26 protein-coding genes and 3 pseudogenes are annotated in these 19,367 nt (G+C 29.1%); 17 read left to right on the forward strand and 12 right to left on the reverse strand.

Annotated features, from left to right (window positions below; all coding sequences use genetic code 11):
- Positions 1 to 234: 234 nt before the first annotated feature.
- Positions 235 to 615 (reverse strand): glycine cleavage system protein GcvH, encoded by a 381-nt coding sequence (gene gcvH, locus FYJ81_RS04525; RefSeq protein ID WP_019469771.1) that lies wholly within the window; start codon positions 613 to 615, stop codon positions 235 to 237.
- Between the two features lie 180 nt (positions 616 to 795).
- On the reverse strand, positions 796 to 1,149 hold the full coding sequence (locus tag FYJ81_RS04530) for an arsenate reductase family protein (protein WP_107384298.1): 354 nt from the start codon (positions 1,147 to 1,149) through the stop codon (positions 796 to 798).
- Positions 1,150 to 1,292: 143 nt separating this feature from the next.
- On the opposite strand from FYJ81_RS04530, the gene FYJ81_RS04535 reads away from it, so the two are divergent.
- On the forward strand, positions 1,293 to 1,613 hold the full coding sequence (locus FYJ81_RS04535; protein ID WP_107384299.1) for a thioredoxin family protein: 321 nt from the start codon (positions 1,293 to 1,295) through the stop codon (positions 1,611 to 1,613).
- A gap of 606 nt (positions 1,614 to 2,219) precedes the next feature.
- Positions 2,220 to 2,645 (forward strand): annotated as a pseudogene (locus FYJ81_RS04540) (transposase); the annotation flags it as partial.
- Here the strand turns inward: FYJ81_RS04540 and FYJ81_RS04545 are convergent.
- Both FYJ81_RS04545 and aroD read right to left on the reverse strand, forming a co-directional pair.
- Positions 2,642 to 3,187, reverse strand: coding sequence for a nitroreductase family protein (locus FYJ81_RS04545; RefSeq protein WP_107384300.1), 546 nt, complete (start codon positions 3,185 to 3,187; stop codon positions 2,642 to 2,644). The pseudogene FYJ81_RS04540 and the gene FYJ81_RS04545 sit on opposite strands and share 4 nt — an antisense overlap.
- Before the next feature lie 66 nt (positions 3,188 to 3,253).
- Complete coding sequence (gene aroD, locus FYJ81_RS04550; RefSeq protein WP_107384301.1) at positions 3,254 to 3,973, reverse strand: type I 3-dehydroquinate dehydratase; 720 nt, start codon at positions 3,971 to 3,973, stop codon at positions 3,254 to 3,256.
- 176 nt (positions 3,974 to 4,149) lie between these two features.
- Between aroD and FYJ81_RS04555 the strand changes: the two genes are divergently transcribed.
- From FYJ81_RS04555 to FYJ81_RS04575, 5 genes are all read left to right on the forward strand, one after another.
- Positions 4,150 to 4,575, forward strand: coding sequence for an organic hydroperoxide resistance protein (locus FYJ81_RS04555; RefSeq protein WP_040030180.1), 426 nt, complete (start codon positions 4,150 to 4,152; stop codon positions 4,573 to 4,575).
- Between the two features lie 486 nt (positions 4,576 to 5,061).
- On the forward strand, positions 5,062 to 5,598 hold the full coding sequence (locus FYJ81_RS04560; protein WP_107386610.1) for a GNAT family N-acetyltransferase: 537 nt from the start codon (positions 5,062 to 5,064) through the stop codon (positions 5,596 to 5,598).
- Positions 5,599 to 5,802: 204 nt separating this feature from the next.
- Positions 5,803 to 6,069, forward strand: coding sequence for a hypothetical protein (locus tag FYJ81_RS04565; protein WP_107386611.1), 267 nt, complete (start codon positions 5,803 to 5,805; stop codon positions 6,067 to 6,069).
- Between the two features lie 177 nt (positions 6,070 to 6,246).
- On the forward strand, positions 6,247 to 7,542 hold the full coding sequence (locus tag FYJ81_RS04570; protein WP_107384304.1) for a CitMHS family transporter: 1,296 nt from the start codon (positions 6,247 to 6,249) through the stop codon (positions 7,540 to 7,542).
- A 390-nt stretch (positions 7,543 to 7,932) separates the two neighbouring features.
- Positions 7,933 to 8,169 (forward strand): hypothetical protein, encoded by a 237-nt coding sequence (locus FYJ81_RS04575; protein WP_107384305.1) that lies wholly within the window; start codon positions 7,933 to 7,935, stop codon positions 8,167 to 8,169.
- A gap of 9 nt (positions 8,170 to 8,178) precedes the next feature.
- On the opposite strand, the gene FYJ81_RS04580 is transcribed toward FYJ81_RS04575, so the two are convergent.
- The 4 genes and pseudogenes from FYJ81_RS04580 to FYJ81_RS04595 form a co-directional block, all read right to left on the reverse strand.
- Positions 8,179 to 8,394, reverse strand: a complete 216-nt coding sequence (locus tag FYJ81_RS04580) for a sterile alpha motif-like domain-containing protein (protein WP_107384306.1) — start codon at positions 8,392 to 8,394, stop codon at positions 8,179 to 8,181.
- Positions 8,395 to 8,635: 241 nt separating this feature from the next.
- Positions 8,636 to 8,989: pseudogene (locus FYJ81_RS13070) on the reverse strand (transposase); the annotation flags it as partial.
- Between the two features lie 466 nt (positions 8,990 to 9,455).
- Positions 9,456 to 9,662, reverse strand: a complete 207-nt coding sequence (locus FYJ81_RS04590; RefSeq protein ID WP_107385367.1) for a TM2 domain-containing protein — start codon at positions 9,660 to 9,662, stop codon at positions 9,456 to 9,458.
- A 94-nt stretch (positions 9,663 to 9,756) separates the two neighbouring features.
- Positions 9,757 to 10,245: a hypothetical protein gene (locus tag FYJ81_RS04595; protein ID WP_107386684.1), complete on the reverse strand. Its 489-nt coding sequence runs from the start codon at positions 10,243 to 10,245 to the stop codon at positions 9,757 to 9,759.
- 227 nt (positions 10,246 to 10,472) lie between these two features.
- Here FYJ81_RS04595 and tsaT point away from each other — a divergent pair, with 227 nt between their 5' ends.
- The 5 genes from tsaT (at position 10,473) to FYJ81_RS04615 (ending at position 13,210) form a co-directional block, all read left to right on the forward strand.
- Positions 10,473 to 10,655, forward strand: a complete 183-nt coding sequence (gene tsaT / locus FYJ81_RS04600; RefSeq protein ID WP_107385374.1) for a type II toxin-antitoxin system toxin TsaT — start codon at positions 10,473 to 10,475, stop codon at positions 10,653 to 10,655.
- A gap of 581 nt (positions 10,656 to 11,236) precedes the next feature.
- On the forward strand, positions 11,237 to 11,485 hold the full coding sequence (locus FYJ81_RS04605; RefSeq protein ID WP_154409357.1) for a hypothetical protein: 249 nt from the start codon (positions 11,237 to 11,239) through the stop codon (positions 11,483 to 11,485).
- Between the two features lie 127 nt (positions 11,486 to 11,612).
- A complete protein-coding gene (locus FYJ81_RS13225; protein ID WP_258230502.1) occupies positions 11,613 to 11,747 on the forward strand; it encodes a hypothetical protein in 135 nt (44 codons plus the stop codon).
- Between the two features lie 149 nt (positions 11,748 to 11,896).
- Positions 11,897 to 12,859 (forward strand): arsenic resistance protein, encoded by a 963-nt coding sequence (locus FYJ81_RS04610; protein WP_154409358.1) that lies wholly within the window; start codon positions 11,897 to 11,899, stop codon positions 12,857 to 12,859.
- 162 nt (positions 12,860 to 13,021) lie between these two features.
- The gene (locus tag FYJ81_RS04615; protein WP_019467911.1) at positions 13,022 to 13,210 is read left to right on the forward strand and encodes a hypothetical protein; all 189 of its coding nucleotides are present in this window, start codon (positions 13,022 to 13,024) and stop codon (positions 13,208 to 13,210) included.
- Between the two features lie 87 nt (positions 13,211 to 13,297).
- Here the strand turns inward: FYJ81_RS04615 and FYJ81_RS04620 are convergent, their stop codons facing one another.
- The gene (locus tag FYJ81_RS04620) at positions 13,298 to 13,528 is read right to left on the reverse strand and encodes a hypothetical protein (protein WP_026034740.1); all 231 of its coding nucleotides are present in this window, start codon (positions 13,526 to 13,528) and stop codon (positions 13,298 to 13,300) included.
- A gap of 419 nt (positions 13,529 to 13,947) precedes the next feature.
- Between FYJ81_RS04620 and vraX the strand changes: the two genes are divergently transcribed.
- Positions 13,948 to 14,112: a C1q-binding complement inhibitor VraX gene (gene vraX / locus FYJ81_RS12990; RefSeq protein WP_164996921.1), complete on the forward strand. Its 165-nt coding sequence runs from the start codon at positions 13,948 to 13,950 to the stop codon at positions 14,110 to 14,112.
- A 366-nt stretch (positions 14,113 to 14,478) separates the two neighbouring features.
- On the opposite strand, the gene FYJ81_RS04625 is transcribed toward vraX, so the two are convergent.
- Positions 14,479 to 14,865: a VOC family protein gene (locus tag FYJ81_RS04625; protein ID WP_107385384.1), complete on the reverse strand. Its 387-nt coding sequence runs from the start codon at positions 14,863 to 14,865 to the stop codon at positions 14,479 to 14,481.
- A 231-nt stretch (positions 14,866 to 15,096) separates the two neighbouring features.
- Here FYJ81_RS04625 and FYJ81_RS04630 point away from each other — a divergent pair, with 231 nt between their 5' ends.
- Entirely contained in the window at positions 15,097 to 15,297 is a 201-nt protein-coding gene (locus FYJ81_RS04630) for a helix-turn-helix domain-containing protein (RefSeq protein ID WP_107385383.1), read from the forward strand.
- 251 nt (positions 15,298 to 15,548) lie between these two features.
- Here FYJ81_RS04630 and FYJ81_RS04635 read toward each other — a convergent pair whose 3' ends face one another.
- Together FYJ81_RS04635 and FYJ81_RS04640 are read right to left on the reverse strand one after the other, a co-directional pair.
- The gene (locus FYJ81_RS04635; protein WP_107505408.1) at positions 15,549 to 15,731 is read right to left on the reverse strand and encodes a hypothetical protein; all 183 of its coding nucleotides are present in this window, start codon (positions 15,729 to 15,731) and stop codon (positions 15,549 to 15,551) included.
- A 136-nt stretch (positions 15,732 to 15,867) separates the two neighbouring features.
- A pseudogene (locus tag FYJ81_RS04640) lies at positions 15,868 to 16,673 on the reverse strand (alpha/beta hydrolase).
- 182 nt (positions 16,674 to 16,855) lie between these two features.
- On the opposite strand from FYJ81_RS04640, the gene FYJ81_RS04645 reads away from it, so the two are divergent.
- The 3 genes from FYJ81_RS04645 (at position 16,856) to FYJ81_RS04650 (ending at position 19,194) form a co-directional block, all read left to right on the forward strand.
- Positions 16,856 to 17,128 (forward strand): hypothetical protein, encoded by a 273-nt coding sequence (locus FYJ81_RS04645; RefSeq protein WP_107386690.1) that lies wholly within the window; start codon positions 16,856 to 16,858, stop codon positions 17,126 to 17,128.
- Positions 17,129 to 17,325: 197 nt separating this feature from the next.
- Positions 17,326 to 17,487, forward strand: a complete 162-nt coding sequence (locus FYJ81_RS12995) for a hypothetical protein (protein WP_181187807.1) — start codon at positions 17,326 to 17,328, stop codon at positions 17,485 to 17,487.
- Between the two features lie 276 nt (positions 17,488 to 17,763).
- Entirely contained in the window at positions 17,764 to 19,194 is a 1,431-nt protein-coding gene (locus tag FYJ81_RS04650) for a YfcC family protein (RefSeq protein ID WP_154409360.1), read from the forward strand.
- Positions 19,195 to 19,367 lie beyond the last annotated feature (173 nt).

Raw genomic sequence — 19,367 nt, forward strand, 5'->3', positions numbered from 1 at the left:
CAATTTTATATTTAGTTCTACACCAGACATTATCAACATAAACATTTATTATAGATTCTTATTATAATCTTAATAATTGAATATTCATTTTATCATCAATGATATTATTAATGATACTTTTAAAAGTAATTTATACTTCAAAAACAACTTGAATATTGAATTAAAATTCAGCCTTTCATTATAGGATAAAATAAAAACTCCATGATATATCGTATCGTGGAGTTTGATTTCATATTATTCACCAATCATTTCAGAATATTGGTCAGCTGACATTAACTCGTCTAATTGACTTTCATCACTTAACTCAACTTTAACCATCCATGCTTTTTCATATGGTGATTCATTAACGAATTCTGGACTATCTTCTAGTTCATCATTTGTTTCTACAACTTTACCTGAAACAGGCGCATAAAGTTCTGAAACTGTTTTTACTGATTCAACACTACCAAAAGATTCACCTTCGTCAATATCGTCATCAGTTTCAGGTAATTCAACGAATACGATATCACCTAATTCACTTTGCGCATACTCAGTGATACCAATCGTCACTGTATTTCCATCAATTTTTACCCATTCATGTTCTTTAGAATATTTTAATTCACTTGGTACTGCCACGAGAATCCCCTCCTAAATGTTTTTACATATTCATGATGCCATATGAAAGGCTTACAATCAACTATTTAATTGATTTTACAATACTTCTCATGTTTCACAATTCATCGCACAAAACTTTTTCAAAGCATATAACTATTATTCTCAAAAGTTGTTAAAAATGAATTGTAAAAGAAAATGTGTTTACAACCAAGTTTCCTTGTATTGTTCCTCTTTAAAACCTACTGTTACTTTATCACCTAATACAGCGAGTGGTCGTTTCACTAACATGCCATCCGAGGATAATAAATCTAGTTTTTCTTCATCGGAAAGGTCTTTTAATTTATCTTTAAGGCCTAATTCACGATATTTTGCACCATGCGTGTTAAATAGTTTATTGATATCAATACCTGTAGTATTAATGATTTCTTTAAACTCATTTTTAGTTGGTGTATGTTGCACAATATCGATAGGTTCAAAACTTACCCCGTATGCTTGTAAAAATTTTGCAGCTTTTTTACAAGTTGTACAATTAGGATATTGGTAAAATTTTATCATTTTTCAGGACCTCCTATGCTTAGTTAACACTAATATAACAAACTTATAACAAAAACGCTCTAATTATTAAGCTGATTTTTTTAATAACTGCAAATTGTCGGTTATAATGTTTACAATAATATCTTTTATAAAGGAGTCTAATTATGGAATCAATTAATACTAATGATCAATTTAAAAATACAGTACAAAGTGACGAACCAGTCATCGTTAAGTTTGAAGCAGGATGGTGTCCAGATTGTAAAGCAATGGACATGTGGATTGACCCAATTGTAGAAAAATATAACAATTATAACTGGTACACTGTTAACCGCGATGAATTGGAAGACGCTGCAGCTGAAAATGACGTTATGGGTATTCCAAGTTTACTAGTTTTTAAAAATGGAGAGAAATTAGCACATTTACATTCAGCAAATGCTAAATCTCCTGAACAAGTTGAATCATTCCTAGCTGAAACGTTCGAGTAATTATTGGTTTAATTCTATTAATTTTAACTTTTAAACAATCAAAATTTTGAAATAAGCATTAAAAAGATGTGGGACATAAATCCCATTCTCAAAATAAGAGGGCAAATCCTTAACAATGGATTTGCCCTCTTTATATTTAAAATCTTCCGATTTTGATCGTGCATGCTTGCCTGGGGATATGGCTCGAGCCTGTGGTCTCTCGCTCATATCATTTCCCCGGGCGTCAGCACAATGCAATATCGTTGGAATATTTATCAAGATACAAAAGCAAAGGTTCATTTGAAACAATTCATTACCACTAATATATTGATGAAGTTCTTATTTTATAAAATTAATAACATGAATTAGCCAGAAATCATAAGTAATAAAGAATTGGACCTTTTGATATGAGAATAATATTCGATTTTGACCGTGCATGCTTGCCTGGGGATATGGCACGAGCCTGTAGTCTCTCACTCATAATATTCCCCCGGGCGTCAGCACGTTACAAAATCAGTACAATTTGCATTTTTTATTCAAAAAAATAAGGCCCTTTCGTATAATTTAATAAACACTACTAAACCAAATTAACGAGGTGCTTTATGTATAAAGATTATAACATGACTCAAATTATACGAATGTGATGATTGTTTAAAATGTCCACTTAAAAATTTATGTATGAAAAAATAATTCAAAAACGAATAAGAAGATAATGAAGCATTTTAATTGGGAATATTTTAAATCTCAAATTAATCAACAGCTTTCATAACCAGAGGCTGAAAAATCTAAAGTCAAAGAAAAATTGATGTAGAAGCAGTTTTTGAGTTCATGAAGGCTATTTTAGGTTTCACTCGAATGTCAATTCGAGGGGGAGACAAAGTCAAAAGAGAATTAGGATTTGTCCTAACGGCATTAAATTTAAGGAAAATAGTAGCTCGACGAACTACACTACTTGATAAAAATAAAGAAAACGACAATTTCTACATTATTTCAATAGAAATTATCGTTTTCTGTTTGGTCAGAGACATTTATGTCCCGAATTGTTCTATTTAAAACTTATCAATGACTTGATTTTGTTGACGTTCTCGATGTGGCATTTTTTCTAAATCTTCCAAATCAGTCAAATATAGTAATCCAACTAAACGCTCATCATCTTTCACACCAAATATTTTGCGTATTTCAGGATTGAAAATATAAGCCGGTGACTTCCAACAGGTACCTATACCTGATTCAAAAAGTAATAGCATAAGATTTTGTGCAAATGCACCAAATGCCATATTATTCTCTAAACTTTCTTTTTGTCTTGGATCTTCTTTAACAATTAATGCAAGCATACCACCTAAATTGGTAGCAACTTTATAGTGATCTTCCTGCTTTTTTCTCAGATTAGGAAAAGCAATTTCAGTTAATTGTTTACTCATATCTCCCAATCTATCTTTTGCGATATGAACCACTCTCCAAGGTGCTCTCAAGCCGTGATTGGGTGCATCTGTAGCACGCTGTATCGCTTCATATAAAGCATCGTCATCTATGTTCATATCTCTTCTAAAGACCTTTATACTTCTTCGTTGCGCTATTGCATCTTGTAGTTCCATCTAATATCGCCCTTTCACTATTGATAACTATTTTCAATTATAAGATAGTACGATTAGATTTTCAAACTACTGATATAGCTTTAATTGCGCGCGCAAAGTTTCAACTTGTATCTGTCCAGGTGCTTTAGGATTATCCAAACAACCATATGATACTGCACCACCAAAAATACCTTGTGCAGTTCTTGAAATGATGCCTAATTTTGACATAGCAATGCCAATCACTTGTTGCGGCACTGTATCAACTGTTGCTGATAATGCTGATAATAAATTTAAGACATCTTCTTTACTATAAGGCATGACCGCAACTTTTAAGTAATCTGGATTCATTTGATGCATTTTAAAATACAAATGTTTTAACTGAACCAATGGTGGCGTTTTTTGAAAATCATGATAAGACAATATAACTTCAATATCATTTTTATGGGCTTGATCAATCAAGTTCGCTATATAATGAGATTGATGGTTAATTTCAAATTCAACATCAATCATATCCACATGGTCTATTTCAATTATACTTTCAAGTAATTTAATGTACGCATCAATCGGCAAATCACCTTTACCGCCTTGTGATTGTGTGCGATAAGTAACTAAAATTTTCTTGTTTAAATTTAGCTTATATAATTTATCAATGACATTAGCTATGTCATCAACTCTTGGTGTTGCCCACTGATCAACTCTTAATTCAATTATATCGATAGATGTTTGATATTTTATTAAATCGTTTAAAAAAGTTTGTGAAATTTCACTTTCTGGTTCTATCGTTACTGCAATTTTTACTTCAGACATTTAAAAAACTTCCTTTTCACTCAACATTAAAATTATTGTATAACAATATTGAGAACGAACACAATCTTAAAAGAGCATCGTTTAAGTAAATAATAAAAATCTATTCACCTTTTTATATGATTTAAATTTAATTTACAGGGTATAGTCGTTATATAAGTAATTTAGGAGGTAATATAATGGCAGTAAATTATGAAACAAAAGCAACGAATACAGGTGGTCGTAACGGTCACGTTCAAACAGATGATAAAGCAATTGATGTAGCAGTCATTCCTCCAGCACAAGCTGATGCTGAAAAAGGTACTAACCCTGAACAATTATTTGCAGCAGGTTATGCGTCATGTTTTAATGGTGCATTTGATTTAATTCTTAAACAAAATAAAGTGAGAGGCGCTGAACCTGAAGTCACTTTAACTGTACGTTTAGAAGATGACCCAGAGGCTGAAAGCCCTAAATTAAGCGTTTCAATAGATGCAAAAGTTAAAAACGTTTTATCACAAGAAGATGCAGAAAAATATCTACAAGATGCACATGAATTTTGTCCATATTCAAAAGCAACACGCGGTAATATTGACGTAGATTTAAATGTACAAGTAGTAGAATAACGATAATGCTAAACCCCCAAATTCCTAATCGAATTTGGGGGTTTTTTGTTGTTTTAATACTGCTTATGCTTATGTCATGATGTCTTTTGATCGTTTTCTCTTTTTTATTAATTGTCTTCATCTTTATAATTAATCCAGATGTAAATCATTAATATGGCAAAAGAAATCAAGATAAGCAAAATTAGCGAAACTATAATAGTCATTAAAGATTCCACTTATCGTGCCTCCGCTCATAATATATCATCCACCATATTATACCATAATTATCATATCCATTCGCGTTACTTAAAAATTAAATTAAATGCAATTAAACACTTAAAAACTTCATATTTTTTGTTTTTTAAATTAAAAATGATTCCATGTTTTTGAATAAAATTAAATATAGTGTTGCTCAATTATCCTTTTTCCCTTAAAATCAAATTTAATACGGCTGTAAAATTTATTAATCTATTATATAAATGGTTTATAAAGTTTAGGAGGCATACAATGACAAATATACGTTATCTATCAATCGATGATTTACCCAACTATAGAACATTATTAAAACGTGGCATTCATGAAGATCTTGACGTATTTGCTTGGAAATTACAAAATGATCGATGCTTAGCCGAACTCAATTTAAACGATTTACTTTCTACTAATTCAAATCAATCAATTGTCATTGGAGCCTTTCGAGATAGTGTTTTGATAGGTGCTGTAACACTTATATTTAATCAAAATTACAGCCTGTCACACAAAGCAGTAATCGAAAATATGTGTGTTATGGGTAATAACCATGAACTCAAAGAACAAATTGCCAAACAATTAATGAAATATGTATTCCAAATCTGCCATGATAAACAAATTGAAATTCTAATGACTTCACTTATATCAAATAATATTAGTGGCAAAGTCTTTTTTAGTAATTTAAATTTTGAATTACTTGCAATAGAAAAATTTGCCAGAAAATATGATGTAGATTATGTTGATGAACATTGGTTGATTTACTATTTCAATGGTGAGGATATGACTTTATTCGAATAAACAAGTCTTTTATACTACTCATTCACAATACAGACGCCTCCTTACTACTATAATTTGACACTTTTCGTTAATCATCATTTTGATAAATGTTACGCCATATATAAAAATGACTTGCAATTAAATTGTTAAGCAAATATTATTTTATTAAGCTATCATTTATAACATTAGATTAATAAAAGTATTTCTTAGAGAGGACTGAACAATTTGAAATATGCAACGACATTATTATCACTGTTCTTGTCATTAATTACATTAGCAACACCATTATTAGCAGTTAATAAAATTTTAGAAGGAGACATGCAAATATTAGCTGGTCTGTTATTCATATTGGGTGTACTACTTATTAATTTATATGCATGTTTACGCGGGGATCGTATTGCTAATATTTTTGCTATGTTGGTATCATTATTTTCTTTAGCACTACTAAGTTACCCTTTTTGGAAATCATATGTAATAAATTTTTTCATTTAATTTTATAAATACATATTTATTTTATAATATTTAATAATCGCAAAACACTTCATAACTATTTATTTGAGTTATGAAGTGTTTTTTTAGCATATACTTTTAAAAAAAGAGTAATATTTTATTTTCAAAAAATTTCTGAAAAGTATATAATGATAAAAACAAAGGGGGAAAATTGAATATATGAACTTAGCAATTCTCGGTTTTATTATGATTATCATCTTTATGGTATTAATTATGACACGTAAAATGTCAGCTTTAACTGCGTTAATTGTTATACCTACCATTTTTGCTTTGATTGGTGGCTTCTATGCAGGTTTAGGTAAGTTTATGTTAGATGGCATAGAAACTGTTGCACCAACTGGAATTATGCTGACTTTTGCCATACTTTATTTTGGCGTTATGATAGATGCTGGCTTATTTGAACCAGTCATTAATCAAATTATAAAAGTCGTTAAAGGGGATCCAGTAAAAATAGCAATAGGCACTGTAATTTTAGCATCCATGGTAGCACTAGATGGTGATGGTACCACTACTTTCATCATCACCGTAACTGCAATGATGCCACTTTATAAAAAGATTGGCATGAGTCTATATACTTTATCTACATTGGCGCTTCTATCTATCGGTGTAATGAACATGTTGCCTTGGGGTGGCCCCACTGCACGTGCGATTTCATCTTTGCAAGTAACTACTGAAGAGGTCTTTGTGCCTATCATACCTGCAATGATTGCTGGTATATTATTTGCTTTTGGAGTTGCTTACATACTTGGAAAGCGTTCAAAAAAGTATATTACATCAAATACAAATATTGATTTAAATGATATAAAACCTACCGATACAAAAGAAGAATCTTTATTAAAAAGACCAAAAATGCTTATTCCAAACGCAATACTAACAATTTCATTAATCGTCTGTCTGGTTATCGGCTTAATGCCAATACCAGTCTTGTTTATGCTATGGTTTGGCTTTGCAATATTACTAAACTATCCTAATTTAAGTATTCAAAATTCTGTTGTAAAAAAACATGCTGGAGATGTACTTTCTGTAATCAGTCTTGTTTTTGCTTCAGGTATATTTACAGGTGTAATGAATGGAACAAAAATGGTTAACGAAATGGCTAATACTTTGGTACAAATCATACCAGATGCTATGGGCACTCATTTTGCGTTAATCACAGCAATTTTGAGTGGACCATTTACATACTTTATGGCAAATGATCCTTTCTATTATGGTGTATTACCTATTTTAGCTGAATCTGCGCAACAATTTGGTATTTCCAAAGTTGATATGGCGAGAGCTTCAGTTTTAGGTCAGCCTTTACATGTGTTAAGTCCATTATATGCTGCTGGTTACTTACTTGTAGGTATGCTAGATATAGAATACGGCCAAAACCAACGCATAGTAATAAAATGGGCTGTTGGATCTAGTCTATTTATGATTTTTGTAGCTTGTATTTTAGGAATTATACCGTGGTAAAAATGCATATCTCAACTTACTTCAAGAAAAATATGCACAGTAAACAAAAATGTTAGCTTTTGAATACAAAAAGAACTCATCCACATCAAATTGGATGAGTTCTTTATTTGTATACGAGTTTATAATTTAAATCGCCAATTAATTAGTTGATGACATGCTTTTAGTCTGTGCTTATATTTATATATTAATGATTATCAACAAATACATATTATTATTCATTAGTAGACAAACGATTATAATTATACACTTTAGAATACTTTAAAATAACAAATTTCCATCATTTATTATTTTTTCATCAATTAGTAGACAAATAAAATAAAATTGTCGTTTTATTTTATTTGTACTTGGGTAAAACTTAACGTCGGATTTACAATGTTAAGGAGTGTTTTTATGAATCAGATTAATGAGTGTGTATATATTAATCCTTCAAAAATTTCTCTCGATTGGGAATGTTTTGTTCTAAGTAAAAGTGACATGGAATTAGATGGCCTACCTACAGAACTTATTAATACCTGGATGGCTCAAGATATCATTGAACCTTTTTCAATTAGAAATAATGAAATTAACTTTAGAACGGAAGACATTAAATATGCTCTGAAAATAAGAAACTGGTATTATGAACAATGAATCTTTATGCTAATTGACACTTAAGTTATTCAGATATAAACTTAATGCTCTTTTTGCAGACGTCATTATTTCATTATAATTATAATTCGTTTTAAAGTATGCATATAATTCATGATATCCTGTTGCATGTTTAGGGAAATTCTTATCTTTATTTATAAAATAGGCAAGTTGACCAAGTGGCGTGTCGTCATTAACAAAGTCATTTATAAAATCATAGAATGTCATAAGCATTACCTCGATTATTTAAATTTTAATCGTTACATGTCTTACTATTTAAAGCCTTTTCATAATCATAACAAATAATATTTATTTGTCTATCACTGTTCATTTTTAAATTTAAAAATGAACAGTTTAATTGTTGTTTTCATAGTATTTAATCAAAATTGTAAATATTGTAAAGTTTATGAATTCTATTGCTAAAGCAATAAAAATTAAATACTTTTTCATTTTAATTTGATTGATGTCATTATATTTTTAAATATAAAAACGAGTTCAGGACGTAAATGTCTCTGACTAAACAGAAAACGATAATTTCTATTGAAATAATGTAGAAATTGTCGTTTTCTTATTTTCCTTACATTCAATGCCATTAGGACAAATCCTAATTCTCTTTTGACTTTGTCTATCTCTCGAACTGACATTCGAGTGAAACCTAAAATAGCCTTCATGAATCAAAAAACTGGTTCTACATCAATTTTTCTTTGACTGTAGATTTTTTAATCTCTGGTTATGAAAGCTGTTGATTAATTTGAGATTTAAAATACTCCCAATTAAAATGCTTCATTATCTTCTTATTCGTTTTTGAATTGTTTTTCATACATAAATTTTATTGTACTGATTTTGTAACGTGCGGACGCCGGGGGAATAGTATGAGTGAGAGACTACAGGCTCGAACCATACCCCAGGCAAGCATGCACGGTCAAAATCGCATATTATTCTCATATCAAAAGGTCCAATTCTTTATTACTTATGATTTCTGGCTAATTCATGTTATTAATTTTATAAAATAAGAACTTCATCAATATATTAGAGGTAATGAATTGTTTCTAATGAGCCTTTGCTTTTGTATCTTGATAAATATTTCAAACGATTTTGCATTGTGCTGACGCCCGGGGAAATGATATGAGCGAGAGACTACAGGCTCGAGCCATATTCCCAGGCAAGCATGCACGATCAAAATCGGAAGATTTTAAATATAAAGAGGACAAATCCATTGTTAAGGATTTGCCCTCTTATTTTGAGAATGGGATTTATGTCCCAGCCTCGTTTTATTTTATATCATAGTTTTAAACTAAAACATTGCCATTTTGATCTGCAGGTTTAAATACTGTAATAATCGCACCTATAATAGCTAAAATTTGTGGAATACCTGTCCAACAAAATACGAGGAACAAAAGACCCATACCAGTTTTTCTAGCATAAAACTTATGAATTCCAAAACTTCCTAAAAACACCGCTAAAACAATATAAATTATTTTATTTACTTCATTCATAATTTTCTATCTCCTTACTTATTTGATTCACTGCTATTATACACCGTTATAATTAATAAAATCTAAAATTTTAATGTTTATACGCTAATTCTTTTTAATTGGCAAATGTTTTTTCGAAATATGCTTTTTCAATTTTCAATATTTCTGTATATTCGGTTGGCATTATTTCTACACTCAGTTCAATTAATTTTTCTAAAATGTTATTAATTAACTTGGCGTTTTGTGCTCTATCATCAAAATGTACTTTCACTTGTTCTATCATTTCATTTTCTTCAATTAATATTAATGCTCTCCCGTACGTTTTATCTTTTTTACCACGTTGAAAAGCTGACTCTAAATAATGACTTATATCCTGAGGTGTATGAAAATTTTCAAAACCCGTTTTAATATGTGTATTTAATTTGCTTGCAATGTCTTTTAATCTTTTGTCTTCTTGCTCAGTTTGTGGCATTAAGTCATTTCTAATTGCTTGCTTCAATTCTACAATTAACTGTTCTGCTTCTTGAAAATCTTTACTGTTACAATCTTGTATTTCATTTACTGCTTGTCTTGCCCTATCCAATTTTACTTTAAAATTGCTCATGCAATTCCTCTTTTCTACGTTAAACATAATCATGATGATATTCTATTTCCACAATTTAATTTTTCTAACCAAATTCGTGAAAATATCTTACACTATGGCATCTTATGAATAAATGATAAAATATAATACAAACGAGCTTACAAAACTAAAAACAATTAATTTTTAAGTTATTGAATAAAATCATCAAGTATTATAGCTAGATGACATTACAAAGGAGGGACAAGAATTTGAGTTTACATTTCATGATTGTATTTTGGCTTTCACTCATATTTTTAATTTGTGGAATTATTTCTTTAATATTTTATAAGTTGAAAGACACACAACAAACCAAAGAATCTTTACTCGGACTGACCGTTATGTTAATTATTTTTGGTGTTGTGGGTATACTCTTTACCATTATTTTCAGTTAGATCATATTTAGGCGTTCAATATCAATTCAATGCGTATACGATCAAACAATCTTAGTTTAAACTAAACGATACCATAAGCTTCTGAGGTGCCACTTAAAATCAATTTATAAGTGGCGCTTTATTACAAGCTTTCACCCATGAATCACTTAAAAAGCAACATTTCCTCCTACTTCTATAACATAAGTCATTTAATTTAAAAAACGAATCAAATATGCTCGCACTTATGTTTGTATTTTATACGTATCAATTCAATTTGTAATGAAATGAAAAACCATTAACAAAATAATAATTAATATAAAAAAATACACAAAACGTTTAATCGCTCTTATTTTTTCATGGCGTATCTCTTCCTTAGAGTGATTAACATTTTCATGCAACCTCGTATTTATAAATAAAAATGGCATTGTTGCTAGAAAAGCAAAAATTAATGCTAATATAATAGATAATAAAACAATCATGCTATCACCTCTTATTCTTATGTATTTGGTGAACTTATTCCCTTTCACAATCAATTAATTCAAAATTTAATATTCTTCTTTAGAAAAATTTTAAAAATGTAGCAATATTAAGGAGTGACAATTATGAAATTAACCTATTTACCTAATTGGCAATTAATAAATCAAAGTCAAAAGCAATTTATGATACAAGAAGATACAACTTCTATTTCTCTTGTAAGTCCAATTAATGATTATGCGATGGGTATTTTAAGCCAAATTTTCTTTACGATTGAGCAAGGAAATGTTGTTAATACCACAATTGAAAATAATAGTGATGAATTAAAAGTAACTGTCGATGAAGAAAATTCAACACTTTACGTCGTCGACCTTTAAATAACCCTTATATAAAGGAAACAAACACAATAGTATTTTTTATTTAGTCGGTAGGTTTTAGTGTATGATGTATATAAATATAATTATTTTGTAACAAACATTTAAATTCATACAAGTGGGTGAAAATATGAAACTATTAAAAAATCTGTTATTACTTATATCTGGTGTTTTAGTTATTCGTGCATTACTTCTAAGTATTGATAGCACAAATGATGATAAAATTGAAAACAAAGTAAGTGTTCAAGATAAAGACAAAAAATAAAATCGAAACTAGTTCATATAAAGAAGTGGGACTTGAAATCAAAATGGCATACATGATTTCTCACCACTTTTTTTATTTCAGGTTATTCTGTATTACTGACTGTGTATGAAATAAATCCATGAACAAAAATTGATAAATGAGAGGTTATTATGCAATATATAAAATCCTTGATTGAAAAGTACCAAATTTACATTTATTTTATAGCACTTTTAAGCGGTGTCCTTGTTGGCTTAATATCAAATATTTTTGCCAACATATTAGAATCTATAATTTCTGCTAGTTTGTTTCTACTTATGTTTAGTATGTTTTCACAAATTCCATTTTTTAACATCAAACACAGTTTGCTTAATATAAAGTCTATTTTGGCATTATTAATATCAAATTTTATTGTTATTCCTTTATTTGTTTATGGCTTGATCTTATTGTTTGATATTTCAGATGCACCTATCCTAATCGGGTTGTATCTTGTTCTACTAACGCCTTGTATTGACTACGTTCTTGTTTTTAATGCATTAGGAAAAGGAAACGAACAACTCATGTTATTTGCTACACCACTACTGTTTATATGCCAAATTTTATTATTACCTTTATATTTCACACTATTTCTAAACACTGATATTTTTTCACAAATAGATATTTTACCATTCTTTAAGTCGTTTTTGATGTTTATAATTTTCCCTTTATTATTAGCACTTCTATTGCAATATTCTAGTAATAAGTCCAAAAACATAAATCAAATATTAAAGTTCACATCTTGGCTTCCCGAAATTTTTATGGCTCTCGTTTTATTTTCAATTGTAGGATCACAAATAAATAAAATTATCCATAATTTAAATATTGTCATTACAGTTATACCTATTTATATTTGTTTTTTAATCATTGCTCCTTTAATAGGTACCTTATGTGGTAAATTATTTAAAGTAACACAAGAAACCAAAAGGACCATTGCATTTAGTTCTAGTACAAGAAATGCACTAGTTGTCCTACCTTTAGCATTAGGTTTACCAAACCATTGGGTAACCATTACAACTACAGTCATTATTACACAAACATTATGTGAATTATTAGGCGAACTTATCTATATCAAGATGATACCTAAATACATTAAATAATCACATCACTATATCAGAAGCTAATTATTATTCATTTCATCTCAAATATATTAAACTTATATCAAATTAACATTTTACACTATGTTAATTGAATTATCTCATTAATACTGTTTAGTTATACGTCAAACGATAATTCTGTAATTTGAAAACGGGGTGATTAAGATGCAAATATTAAGAAGCGTATCTGAAAATAACCGTACGACTTTCCATATTAAAACGGATTTAGGCTTAATTATCAAAGTTACTGCTGATAATGAATTAACTTCAAAAGATATAAAACAATTATTATTAAAAATAGCTAATGACATGGATCAAAAACTTCAAGGCAATATTGAATCATTTAAAGCTTAGTTATTTTTGATAAAATGACTCATATAAAAAGGAGTGAAAAGAAATCATTGGTAAACATTGATTCCTTTTCACTCCTTTTATTATTTATTAATTAACAATTACAATTATAAATCCAATAAATAGCACTAACATTGACAATCGTGGTTTACTTTTTCCAAACAAACCACTCAATAATACAAATGCTAGACCTACAATTAATAATTGATTATTAAATGTTGTTAACCCCATTAAGTCACCAGCCATCATGATAACGCCATATATAATAACAACTGTTATCGCCAGGCTACATAAAAATGACAATATACTCAATAATCTCACAATATACATCCCTTTTTTAAATAGTCTTACTATATGCAGTATAAAACAAAAACGCCGCTTCGAAAAGCGACGTCAATCTCGAAAATATATTCCACACTAAAGTTTGGAGGACTTTTTGTGCTTGGTTAGTTATACCCTTCTTTATAATATAAAAACACAAAAAACTAATTTTCTCAAAAAAATATCATAAATTATAATTAACAGTTGAAAATGTATTATTTTAAATAAGATTCAACAAAATAATTAAATTAATTAAATCATACCAGTGGAAATGAATTTAATAAAAAGTTATCCTATAGTTAAAGTATTAATCATTTCAGTTATAAAATAAGAACTTATTCGTCTTATGAAAGTAATGTTTCTATTTAGACATTATTTTATATTATCGTGAATTGTTTTATAAAAAAAAGGGTGATGAGATGAAAGTATTACGAAAAGTTTATAAAGACGAAGAACCGATTTACCATGTTAAAACGGATAAGGGTTCTGTCATTAGAATTAAAGGTTCTGATGAGTTAACCGACGCAGAAACTGAAGAATTATTAACAATTGTTGCGGAAGATATTGATAAAATGAAAAAATAAATACTCATGTTTTTGAACGATGATTAATACGGCGGATAAAGGGGTTATATCGTATTAATCATCGCTACTTTACTACTTAGTTTACATCGTTATTGGATTGTAATTCGTATAAGAATGCATTTTGCAAACTCATAACTTTCTGTAAAGTTCCCTCCAATAAAATATACTTCATAAACATATCCAAAAATTTGTTAACCAGCGTTTAATTCAGAGGGCTACAAAAAATGATTATTCATTTTCATCGGTGATGAATACAGAAATTATATTTTATAAAGTGCTTTAATATAATAAGTAACAAGCACCAAATTTAACTTATATCATAAAAAATGACGATAAATTAAATCTAGTGCTTAGAAAAATATATACTTATTGCTCAATTAATTGAATTAAATTACCACAAGTGTCTTCAATGATTGCTAATTTAATTCCTTCAACCTCTTTTGGTGCTGTATGAAATTTCACATCTAAATCTGACAGTGATTGGTGTGTTTGTTCTAAATTAGAAACGCCAAACATCGTTACGGGAATACCTGCATTAAACAAATCATCTTGATATGTTTTTGCTATAGGATTCTCATTAGGTTCAAGAACGATTTCTACCGGATTGTTAGAATTGTTTTCTTTTACAGTTAACCATTTAAACCCGCCACCAATCTCCATGTCATGTACAAGTTCAAAACCGAGCTTTTCTGTATAAAATTGTTTTGCCTTTTCTTGATCATCTACAAAAATACTCATAGCAATTATTTTCAATTTATTTTCCTCCTTATTATAAATATTTTTAATATTTTAATACCCTATCCTTATATCCTGACACTTTATACAATCAACAAATGATTTATATTTTATTCAAAATATTAAAATTGTTGGAAATAACATTTCAATTAATTCTAAATAAATATTTAGTTATTTGAACATACAGTTTATCTGTACTAAAATAATTAATATACGTATTATACATTTAAATGATGGAGGTTTTAGATTTTGGAAATTTTAACTGAGCTACGTGAAAAAGAGCATTTAAGCTTGTCTAAATTAGCAATTAATTTAAACAAAGACTACGAGAAAAGTTATAGAATATGTCAAATATGGGATTGGGAACATGGATATAGAGAACCATCAGAAAATGACACTAAAATTTTAGCTGATTATTTCAACGTCCCTCAAAAAACATTTAGTCACTAATTATATGAATTTAGTACACATATTGAATTTATATAATTAGTGATTAGATTGATATCATGTATCACAATTTATATATGGACGAGATAAACATCATTTTTTAAATAATCTAGTCGACTTGCAATAACCGGAATGATTAGAATGTGAGTGATTGATTAAAATCATGATTATCAGACATTTCCTAACCAATTACTGTCTATATTATGTTTAAGCCTGAAAAAGTTTTCAGGCTCTTTTTTTTATCGTGTTATTCATTACTTTTTATAAATAATTGTAATAAAATAATCTACGCCTTCCACAGTGTTTGTAACTGAAGGTGTAACTGAAACAAGTTCCCAATGCTGTTTATCGTCAACTTCATGTAAAAATTGGTTCACCCGTGTATCAAATTCTTCGAAACTCTCTTCGTATTCCATGTGCAAGGTTTTAATAAACATATTTGTCTCCTTCAACTATTTTGTCTTAATTATTTTTTTATTATAAATCCTTCAAATTACTGAAACAAACATTTTAAAATATTTGAGGACTTAATCAACAATAAATTTGTAAATCTACTTTAAAAATTCATGTTAATTATATTTCATTATCTAACCAATCAACAATTTCTTTAAAAATATTCTTGTTAAAAGAAGATTCATTAAATATTTCGTGTTGTAAACCATCATAAATATGAATTGATTTATGTTCAGAACCTATTTCATCAAATAATTGTAATGAATCTTGGTAACTCACCAACCCATCTTCCTTACCATGTAATATAAGTGTATGTTCAATAAATTTAGATGCATTTTCTTTTAAATACGCTATACCATCCATTAGACTAACTATTAATCCCATTGAAATTTGCTTTGCATTCAAATCATCTAATGCATATTTTTCAACAACATTTTGATCTGAACATAGTCCTTCACTAAGCTCGTTATCAAAATAACTATACTTATCTACATGATTGTCTACTTCACCAAACGTTTTCTTATTATATCTCGTTAAAGCGCCAGATGTTATTATGCCGTCTACTTCATTAGGATATTGTGTACCGAATAATGTTACTGTATATCCGCCCATACTATGACCAATTAAATATATCTTCCCTTTATAGTCTGCTTTAACTTTATCAACCACAGCAGTCAAATCTTCAACAATCTCATCTTTATTACTATAAAATGTCTGCTTGCCTTCTGATCGACCATGTCCCCGCTGATCATACCTAATTACATTGAATTCATTTTTATTTAAGTAATTAGCTAATTCATCATAACGATCAAGATGTTCAGCTAATCCATGGACAATAATAATATTAGCTTTAGCCTTTTCAATTTCATTTATTTTTGCATAAAGCTTCGTGTTATCTTTTGAGTTATATACTTTATATAATTCATTTTTATTTCACCCCATAGTATTAAAAATAAAGTTACCTATATTATTAAAATCCCCTTCCAAAATAAAAACAAACTTAATCCGCCTATAATATTCCATAAATTAATAAATGGTGTTTAAACCCAACCTTCTTTCAACCTTTAAATCTTAGTTAATGATATGCTTATATCGGAGGGCGATATAAATGGCGAAATATATATTATCCTATAATTTAAATGCTATTTCTTATGGGTATGAAAAATTACCTTCTAAGTTAAATCTTGTTGGTAAACCTTTGTACATCTACAAAGGATTGTGGTTGTTAAAAAGTGACTTAGATCAAAATACGATTTGTGAAAATATAAAAAGTGTATTCAATTCAAATGATGATTTTTTAATATTTGAAATAAATCAAAGTCCTTTAGGTACCTTGAGTGAACAAAAGTACGATGAAATAATAAATTTACTTAATGATTAAACATATTCTTAAATTTGAATGTGTTTTTTATTTGTATTATTTAAGTTTATTTCATAAATATGTTATACTTTTTATTACTTAAAAGATTTATGTATAGTACAATTATATAAATGGTCAACTTTGTACTTCAACCTATTTCACAGTTTCATTTGCAATTTCATAATTTTAAAACAATGACCATTGTTAAGGGGATATTTATGAAAATTATTGATTTCAAAATTAGTAACTATGATATAATCTATACTGTTAAAACGACAAAAGGTAATACGTTTTCTCATGCACTACCTAAAGATACGACTTCGCATAATGTTCATCGCTATTTGAATATATTGTGTAGTAATGTTGATCGAGCAATGTAATAAACACTTATAATTAAAGATAGTGCCTTGTTACTGTCTTTAGTTATCAAATAAATAAAATGTTTCTAGTAAAATCTAGTAAATGAGCTGCACAGTTCAATTACTAGGTTTTTTATTTTATATTAATTCACACTAAATTGTTTAACTAAAATCATATTTATTTAATAATTTTGTTATAATTATGTTTAAATTAAAATTTTCAGAAAATTAAGATTTTAATTTTTATATAACCATGATATATTTTCATTATTTATGTTAGCTAAAAGGGGTGTAGCAATGAAATTTTCAAAAAATAAAGGGAAAACAACAAATAAAGACAGGAAAATGGTCGAAATGCCACATATTTATGTCATATTATTTATATTTGGTGTCTTAGCCACCATTTCAACTTACCTCATTCCTTCCGGAGAATTTGATCGAATTAAAGGACCAGAAGGTAGAGAAATGGTTGATGCAGACTCATTTCATTACATAAAAGCTACACCATTGAATATCATAGACTTTATATCCATTATTCCAAGAGGTCTCATTGAAGCAGGTGAAATTGTATTTTTCACACTGATTATTGGTGGTATGTTTATGGTATTAAGACGTACGGGCATTATTGAAATTGGAGTTGATAAACTCGCGCGTAGGTTTTTAAATCATAGTATCTTTATCATTCCAGTACTGACATCAGTATTTGCAATTATTGCTACTCTCATAGGTACTGCTGAACTTTCACTTGTATACATACCCGTTATCATTCCATTAATTATTGCTTTAGGTTATGATTCTATAACCGCTACTGCGATTGCGCTATGTGGTACTGTTGTAGGCTTTACAGTCGGTGTATTAAACCCTATTAATACTGGGTTAGCACAAAAATTATCTGGTATTCCTGTTTTTTCTGGTATTGGCTTACGACTAATAATCTTTGTAGTTGTGCTTATTATAACGATATTATTTATAATGAGATACGCACGAAAAGTAAAACAAAGCCCACATATTAGCTTAGTTTACCAAGAAGACACTGAAAAAAGACAAACCTATAAAGACATTACGAAGCACGAACCGCTAGTTGCAACTCAACGTCAAAAAATTGGCATTGCAGTTGTATTAGCCTTTTTTATTGTACTTGTTTATGGTGTTACTACACAGGGTTGGTTTATGGTTGAAATGTCCGGATTATTTATCATTATGGGAATTGTTGTTGGATTAATTACTGGATTGAATACGCGTGAAATTTGCGAGTCATTTAATGACGGATTTAAAGACGTATTGATGGGAGCTATCATTGTAGGTCTCGCACGTTCTATCGCAGTAGTTCTTGAAGATGGTAAGATTATGGACAGTATCGTGCATGGCTTAGGTTCTGTTATTGACGGTGCAACACCGACTGTCGCAGTCATCGGAATGTATCTCGTTCAGGTATTAATTAACTTCATCATCTCATCAGGAAGTGGTCAAGCACTTGTCACTATGCCTATCATGGCACCATTAGCAGATATGCTAGGAATTACTCGTCAAACAGCTGTTTTAGCTTTTCAATTAGGCGATGGCTTCACACATGTATTCTATCCTACAAGTGGTTATTTCATGGCAGCATTAGCCATTGGTGGCGTTTCTTATACTAAGTGGATCAAGTTTTTCTTCCCTTTATTTATTATGTGGGGACTTATTTCAATTATTTCATTAGTAATTGCACAATTAATTGGCTGGTCATAAATATACAAATGCTGGCAAACAGACAATTCAGTGGCTTTCATAAAGCTTTAGTCATATAAAAAAACGTCTCTTTCTATATCTGTCCAATAGAAAGGGACGTCTTCTCTATTTTTATAAAAAGTCATAAGTCATTGGACGCTTATTTCCTTTATGGTAATAAACCTATAGAATCA

This window comes from Staphylococcus sp. McC-251-APC-3A2, from assembly GCF_009695665.1.
GTDB classification, from domain to species: Bacteria; Bacillota; Bacilli; order Staphylococcales; family Staphylococcaceae; genus Staphylococcus; species Staphylococcus cohnii.